Origin of the sequence: uncultured Campylobacter sp. (genome assembly GCF_938030785.1) — a bacterium.
In the GTDB taxonomy this organism is placed as follows: domain Bacteria; phylum Campylobacterota; class Campylobacteria; order Campylobacterales; family Campylobacteraceae; genus Campylobacter_B.
Window position 1 is genome coordinate 1 of record NZ_CALHIK010000106.1, and the last position, 7260, is coordinate 7260.

The following is a 7260-nucleotide window of genomic DNA, read 5'->3' on the forward strand; positions in this document are numbered from 1 at the left end:
AGCACGGCATCGGCGCGTTTTTCAGCGTTTTAAACGAGCCGATGAGCCTTGAGCGCGCGATGGATCCCGCCGTCGCGACGCAAAATTTAGCCCGCGTCGCCGAACAGGCGGTGCGTTTATTTATACTCGGGCGCGGCGCTAAATAGGGATTTTGGACCAAAATTTAAGGCGCGTTCGCTAAAACTTGCAGAGAGTGCGGCGAGTGCGGGCAGGGATATAGCGCGGCGACGGCTCGCGGCAGGCGGATGCTGGTTCATCACGCGCATGCACGGCAAGTAAATACCGCGCGTCTCGCAGTGAACGGTAAAATTTCATTTAGCTGAAAGCGCCATGAACGGACGAATTTTGCATTAGAGCAAAATTAAAGCGGAGCTCTACTGAAATTTAGCGTGTTTGAAAAGGCAGAAACGACTAGGCGGCGCGGCGGCGGACAGCGTGAAATTTTACTTTACTGCGCACGATACTACATATGCAAGACTCATTTTCCAATCAAGCGACTCGCGGATCCTCGCAATACATACCTCAAGACATGATTTAAAACAGATAGAATTTTTAAAATTTAACCGCCGTATTCGCAGCCTATGAGATTTGCAACGTAAATTTAAAAGCAGCGCCGCGTCTTATGAAATTCCGTTTAAATTTTAGCCCGCGATATGCCCTTTTTGAGGCGGGAAAGACCGCTCAATCGCAAGATCGCGCTTCTTGCAAAGATAACGGCGGCGCATTACTCCGCTCGCTCGCAAAGCCCGCCAGCCCTCCGATGACGCTTTGATTCGGAGCTGGGCGCGTCTGCGTAAAATTCGTATTATTAGGATCGCGGATTCGCTTATCGCTAAATTTTAGTACATATGCGACTACGGTACGCCGCTACGATAAATTTTGGGTTTACGTAAATTTACTCCGATCGCGCTGTGTTTTGCGATAAAAATTTATGAAATTTAATTTTCGGTCGACGCCAAAAAATTTTATAAAGCTCCATTTTAAAATTTGCGGCACGGGCACGTACCGACCAGGTCGTCAAGCTAAAATCAAATCTCAAAATTCTAAGCGGCGAATGCAGAAAACCCTCGTGCCTAGCGTATCTGTGGCGGCAGTGCGGGCACGCTAAATTTATCGCTTTTAGGACGCAAAAGACAGACAGGCGCGGACAAAATTTATTGATTTTATAGTTTAAAGCATCAAATTCGCGCGTCTAGGCTAAATTTTAAAATTTAAAGCGCACGACGCTTCGGACGTATCCACGCGACTGCAAGCGCTCATAAAATTCGCCCGAAGCAAGGTTGTAAAACCGCGGGCGGGCGCAAAATTTATCGCCGCAAAAGTCAAAACCGCGAAAGCAAAAAGGCTCCACGAGCACTCGCTGCCGCACCCGCCCGAGTAAATTAAAATCACGTGATCCCGCCTGGCCGGCATACGCGGAGTGCGCCGCTGCGGGCATTTACACTTAAATTCGGTGCGATCGCAATACGATTTAAAACTGCGCCTGCTTAAATTCGCGCCGTTTCGGTTCGCTCGCAATCACATCTCGCCGCAGTAGCGCTTTAAATTTGCGCCGCCGCGATTTGTGCGCATTCAATCGCTACGGCAAGGGTAAAATTTCAAAATCCAGGTCCATACACGCCGATTTGCGCCGCCCAAAATCGCTCGGATCGAATTATGCTACCGCAATCCGCGCAGATTAAAGCGTCGCCGCTTAAAAGCGCAAATTTTATCTCTCAAACGGCGGCGCGAAATTTCACTAAAATTTCGTCTCTTAATTCGGCGCGGGGTTTATAAAATTTCGCCATCGTCGCGCCCCGAAATCTGCGGCTTAGGCAGTGCCAGGCTCTTTGCGGTTTTGCTAAAAAGTATCAGATCCTCGGTGCTTTGCACGCTCCACGGCAGCCGCGAGAGCGCGGATTTGAAAATTTCAAAGCAGGAAACGGCGTCGCTAAATGCGCGGTGGTGGACGTTTTGCACGCCTAAAAGCTCTTTTAGCGAGCCGAGTCCGTATCTTTGCGCCTCGATCGTGCGGCGCGCGAGCTCGACGGTGCAGAGCCTGCGATTTAAAAGCATCCCAAAGCCGCATTTTTGCAGGCTCGCGTCGATAAAGCCGTAGTCAAATTTAACGTTGTGCGCCACAAAAACGCTATCGCCTAAAAACAGTCTAAACCGCTCCAGCACGCTAGCTAGCGGCGGCGCGCCCATAAGATCGTCCGCGCGGATACCGGTAAGCTCGGTGATATTTTCGGGCACGACGGGCGCGTAAACGAAGCTCTCGAAGCGGTCCAGCTCCTGCGTGCCGCGCGTTTTTATCGCGCCGATTTCGATGATCTGGCCGTTTGAGAGCCCGCCGTTCGTCTCTATATCTACGAAGCAAAAAATTTCATCCGAAATATCCGTCTCGCGGGTTTTGAGCGTGATTTTGCCGTTGTCGAGTTTTATTATCTCTATGCCCAGCGCCCGCCACATCGAGAGGTCTTTTGGCTCGAAAAGCTCGGTAATCTCGGCAATGTCGCTTGCTTTTGAGATAAAATCGTAATAATTTATGCTCTTTTGAGCCAGTAAATTTATGAGATTTTCGATCTGGCGCGTCAAAATTTTACCCCTGTGCCGCGCCTAAATTTTAAGCGCACGGATCGCCTCCGTGTAGTCGTTTGAAGAAAATATGTAGTTGCCGGCCACCACGACGTCGGCGCCCGCTTCATCGATACCAGCAATATTCAGCCCGTTTACGCCGCCGTCGACCTCGATGAGGCATTTTGCGCCTTTGCGATCGATCAGCTCGCGCAGTTGCTTAATTTTCTCAAGCGTCGATGGGATAAATTTCTGCCCTCCAAAGCCCGGATTAACGCTCATCAAAAGCACCATATCCACTTCGCCCAAGATAAACTCCAGCGCGCTAAGCGGGGTATGCGGGTTTAGCACGACCGCGGGCGAGATGCCGCTATGGCGGATATGATCTATGAGGCGCAGCGGATGGGTCTCCTCCTCGATGTGGAAGCTAAGAAATTTCGGCTTTAGCGGCAAAAAAAGATCGACGAAAAACGGCACGTTTTTAACCATCAGATGAACGTCCAAAGGCTTGCTGCTCACCTTTGCCGCGGCGCTTACTACGAGCGGCCCGATCGTGAGATTGGGTACGAAATGCCCGTCCATCACATCCACGTGAATGAGATCGGCGCCAGCTTCGCAGACTGCGCGAATTTCCTCCGAAAGCCTTCCGAAATCCGCCGATAAAATGCTGGGTGCGACATACATTAAGATTCCTTTAAAATTTCAAGATGCGGAATTTTACTTAGTTTTGTCATAAATTTCGCTAAATTTGAACCGCGGCGAATTTTAAGCATAATTTGAAATTTTTTCGCTATAATCGCCATTTATTTTAATCACCAAGGATCTATTATGGCAAGAAGATGCGCGATAACCGGCAAAGGTGCGATGGTAGGCAATAACGTCAGCCACGCAAACAACAAGACGAAGAAGAAATTTCAGGTAAATTTACGCAGCATACGCGTACAGCTTGAAGACGGCACGACCAAAAGGATCAAAGTCGCAGCCTCTACTCTAAGAACTATGAAAAAGCTATCAAAATAACCTCTTAAAGAGGAATTTATGTCTATCTTGGACAAGATCAAGCAATTCCTCGACTGGTCCGGCTCGACTAAGCCGGACATAAACCTCTACACGGAAATTTACGACCAGCTACGCCCATTCCGCCTACCGCTGATAACTATCGTATTGATGATGCTAATCGGCACGCTAGGCTATGTTTTTATAGCGGGCTTTTCGCTCGTGGACGCCTTTTATCAGGCGGGCATGACCTTTACGACGGTGGGTTTTACCGAAGTAGCGCCTATATCGCCCGCGGGTAGAATTTTTACCGTGCTATTCATCCTCATGGGATTCGGTACGTTTTCATTTTGTCTGGGCGTCGTCGTCGAAGTGATCAAAAAGGGCACGCTTCAAAATTTACTCAGGGAGCAACGAATGATAAACAACATCGCAAGGCTAAAAAACCACTACATCATCTGTTACAACAACATCTACTGTGCCGAGCTTGCCAAGCAGTTTCGCGAAAACCACCTGCCCTTCGTGGTGATCGATCCAAATCCGAATTTAGCCAAAATCGCCGAGGAAAACCGCTACCCTTATTATGTCGTAGGCGAGCCGCACGTGGAAACCACGATGCTAAAAGCTCACCTCTCATCGGCCAAATGCGTCATCACGCTGGCTTCAAATTTAGCCGATAATATCGCGATAATCTCGCTGGTACGCCTCTACGAAAAGGAGCTTGGCCGCATTACCCCCTACTCCATAATGGCAAACAGCGACGACGACAGCGACACGCAGAGGCTGAAAAAACTCGGCGCAAATTCCATCGTTTCGCCGTCCAAGCTCGCCGCGCAGAGGCTTTCGGCGATCAGCGTGCGCCCCGATATGGAAAATATTTTGGAGCGATTTTTGTATCAAAAAGACTCGCCCATCGACATCGAGGAGATCACGATACCCGATTTTTCCTGGGTGCGCTTTAAGCGCCTAAAAGAAACTCGTCTGCGCGATCTTACAAATGCCGACGTCGTGGGGATCAAAGAGCCGAACAACCGTTTCATCCCGATGCCAAGCGGCGACTATCTGATCGGCACGGGGGTGAAATTTTTAGTCATCGGTACGGCAGAGGGCATCCGCAACACCAAAAAGCTCATCCGCAGCAAATATAAACCGCAGGAGATGAGATATGTTTAAAATCGCCCCGCTTGAGCTTGGGCTGCAAAATGTCGAGGGCTTTTATTTTGACGGCGTGAATTCGGGCTTTAAAAAAGAGGGTAACGATCTAGGGTTTATCCGCGCGGATGAGCCCTTTGCCGTAAGTGCGATCTTTACGAGCAATAAATTTCAAGCAGCACCGATTAGGCATTTTAAAAAGGTGCAAGAGCGCGCGGACGGAGAACTTAAAACAAATTTTATCCTAGTAAATTCTAAAAACGCAAACTCTATGACCGGGAAGCAAGGCATCGCCGATATCGATGAAATTTTTAGCGAGCTTGGCAAAAAAATCCCTCTGATAAACCCCGTTATGAGCTCGACCGGCGTCATCGGCTACCGCCTCAAAAAGGAAAAAATTATCGCCGCCGCGCAAAATTTTGACCTCTCGGCACGAAACTCGAACGCCCTAGCCACCGCCATTATGACTACCGATACGATAAAAAAAGAGCTTGCGTATGAAATTTCTTTAGAAAACGGCGAGAAATTTCACATCGCAGCCGTTTGCAAGGGCGCAGGCATGATCAATCCCGCGCTTGCGACCATGCTCTGCTTCGTCCTGACCGACGCAAAAATCCCGCGCGCAGATATGGACGAACTACTAAAAAAAGCAGCGGAGCAGAGCTTCAACACCGTAAGCGTCGACGGCGATACCTCCACCAACGATACGATTATGCTCTGCAGCAGCGCCAAATGCGCCTACGAAAAGGAGGCCTTCGCCTCTGCGCTAAACGCCCTTACGCGCGAGCTTGCGCTAATGCTGGTAAAAGACGGCGAAGGCGCAAACAAGCTGGTGCGATTTAGAGTAAGCGGCGCCGCGAACGCCGAAGACGCCCGCACGGCGGCAAAGGCGTTAAGCAATTCGCCGCTTGTTAAAACGGCGATCTTCGGCGAAGACCCGAATTGGGGTCGCATAGCCTCCACTATAGGCGCCTGCGGTATCGAATGCGACGAAGAAAAGCTGCGTATCAAATACGACGATGTGCTGCTTTATGACGCGCAAAATCGCGAGCTGGACGCCGCGCGCGAGGCCGCGGCTCACGCCGTAATGCAGCAAAAAAGCTTTACGATCTGGTGCGATTTGGGGCTCGGAAATGGCGAGTTTAGCGCATACGGCTGCGATCTTAGCTACGACTACGTAAAAATCAACGCGGATTATAGATCTTAAATTTAAGGCTCTGCGCCGATAAAATTTCATGTAAATTTGGGCCCCGAGGGCGTAAAATTTTAAAGATGAATTAATCGCAGCGGATAAACAGCTGGCGCAGCGGCAATATTCCCCAAATCCGCGAAAAAATAATCGTAAAGGTAAAATTTTGTCGGCTCACGCGCCCGGCAACAAAGAACCTAAAAGAACGGGTTAAATTTATAAAATTTAGCCTGTTTTAAAAATCGCCGCGGCTCTCAAAAACTCAAAAAAACCGCATTAAATTTAGCCGAAATTTGCTTTTAAAATCGGGGCTTAAGCGCCCTTATGCTACACTATGATAAATTTTAAATAAGGAGCAAAAATGTTTCATGAATACAGAGATTTAATCACTGAGTTAAAAGGCAAAAACGCACGATTTGATTCGCTTTTCGAGAAGCACGACGAGCTGGATCACAAAATCGCCGACGCGCAGGCGGGCAGAGTGCATCTAAGCGATATGGAGCTTGATACGATGAAAAGGGAAAAGCTTCGTATAAAAGATGAGATAGGCGCCCTGCTAGCTCAATACAAAGCCGAAAAAGAGGGCAAATAGTCGATCTTTAATTCCGAGCCCACGCCTGCATTTTTGCGGCGGCGGGCTTTGCATGTGCGTCACAAAATACGCGAAGATCGGGCTTCCTATACGCAAGGACGAGCTAAAATTCTACGGCACAAACGCATAGTCGGCGGTTTTTTTCCTATTTAATGACGGCAAGCTAGTCGGCGCTCTCGCTTAGACTTTTATGCGCATAAGCGCGGCAGGTGGGCTGCGCTTCAACCTGTCCGTTCGCAAACATACGCCGAAATCGGCTAAATTTTAAAATTTGATCCTCGGCAAAGATTGTGCCGTAAAGATAAAAATTTATCGTAAAATTTCACCCTTACGGCCAGCGCGATCTTCGGCGACAAGCAGGCAATGATATAAAACATTCGCGGACAGGAAACGCTGTGCGTTAAAATTTAGCCGTACGATTAAATTTAGCGCGAGATCAAACGCAATCCGTATAAAACCCTAACGCGGTGCGGATCGTCAAAATGAGGGATAGGCGCGGCACAATATTCGATCGCTTAAGGCTTTCAGTTCGCTGCCCGAGGCTTCGTCAGAGCAAGGTATTCCCGATACAACAAATCAAAAGCCGAAACGATCCGTATTTCAAAGTAGCGATTTTAAAAATTTAAAACGAGCAAATTCCTATCGCCGTAAAGGCTTAGACGCGAATCGATCTGAAATTTAGATTTGCAGAAGTGGTTAAACGCAGCAAACGCCAAGGCTGCAAATTTTAAATTTTGCAGGTACGCCGCTTCGCAAAGCGTAAAATTTAACCCGC

At 48.8% G+C, this 7260-nt stretch carries 6 protein-coding genes; 4 read left to right on the forward strand and 2 right to left on the reverse strand.

The features are described 5' to 3' along the window. Positions 1 to 1770: 1770 nt before the first annotated feature. Together Q0438_RS06015 and rpe are read right to left on the reverse strand one after the other, a co-directional pair. Positions 1771 to 2577, reverse strand: coding sequence for a 3'-5' exonuclease (locus Q0438_RS06015; protein WP_299188546.1), 807 nt, complete (start codon positions 2575 to 2577; stop codon positions 1771 to 1773). Between the two features lie 21 nt (positions 2578 to 2598). After that, positions 2599 to 3240, reverse strand: coding sequence for a ribulose-phosphate 3-epimerase (rpe, locus tag Q0438_RS06020; RefSeq protein ID WP_299188551.1), 642 nt, complete (start codon positions 3238 to 3240; stop codon positions 2599 to 2601). A gap of 144 nt (positions 3241 to 3384) precedes the next feature. Between rpe and rpmB the strand changes: the two genes are divergently transcribed. From rpmB to Q0438_RS06040, 4 genes are all read left to right on the forward strand, one after another. After that, positions 3385 to 3576, forward strand: a complete 192-nt coding sequence (gene rpmB, locus Q0438_RS06025) for a 50S ribosomal protein L28 (protein WP_299188554.1) — start codon at positions 3385 to 3387, stop codon at positions 3574 to 3576. A gap of 18 nt (positions 3577 to 3594) precedes the next feature. Then, entirely contained in the window at positions 3595 to 4725 is a 1131-nt protein-coding gene (locus tag Q0438_RS06030) for a potassium channel protein (protein ID WP_299188561.1), read from the forward strand. Further along, entirely contained in the window at positions 4718 to 5911 is a 1194-nt protein-coding gene (gene argJ, locus Q0438_RS06035) for a bifunctional glutamate N-acetyltransferase/amino-acid acetyltransferase ArgJ (RefSeq protein ID WP_299188564.1), read from the forward strand. Before Q0438_RS06030 ends, argJ begins: the two co-directional genes overlap by 8 nt. Before the next feature lie 343 nt (positions 5912 to 6254). Next, positions 6255 to 6485 carry a YdcH family protein gene (locus Q0438_RS06040; protein WP_299188567.1) on the forward strand — a complete coding sequence of 77 codons (231 nt, stop codon included), beginning with the start codon at positions 6255 to 6257 and terminating at the stop codon, positions 6483 to 6485. Positions 6486 to 7260: the final 775 nt, after the last annotated feature.

Coding starts and splice junctions, on each gene's coding strand:
- Q0438_RS06030 (WP_299188561.1), top strand. CDS start 3,595: ATGTCTATCTTGGACAAGATCAAGCAATTCCTCGACTGGTCCGGCTCG.
- argJ (WP_299188564.1), top strand. CDS start 4,718: ATGTTTAAAATCGCCCCGCTTGAGCTTGGGCTGCAAAATGTCGAGGGC.
- Q0438_RS06040 (WP_299188567.1), top strand. CDS start 6,255: ATGTTTCATGAATACAGAGATTTAATCACTGAGTTAAAAGGCAAAAAC.
- rpmB (WP_299188554.1), top strand. CDS start 3,385: ATGGCAAGAAGATGCGCGATAACCGGCAAAGGTGCGATGGTAGGCAAT.
- rpe (WP_299188551.1), bottom strand. CDS start 3,240: ATGTATGTCGCACCCAGCATTTTATCGGCGGATTTCGGAAGGCTTTCG.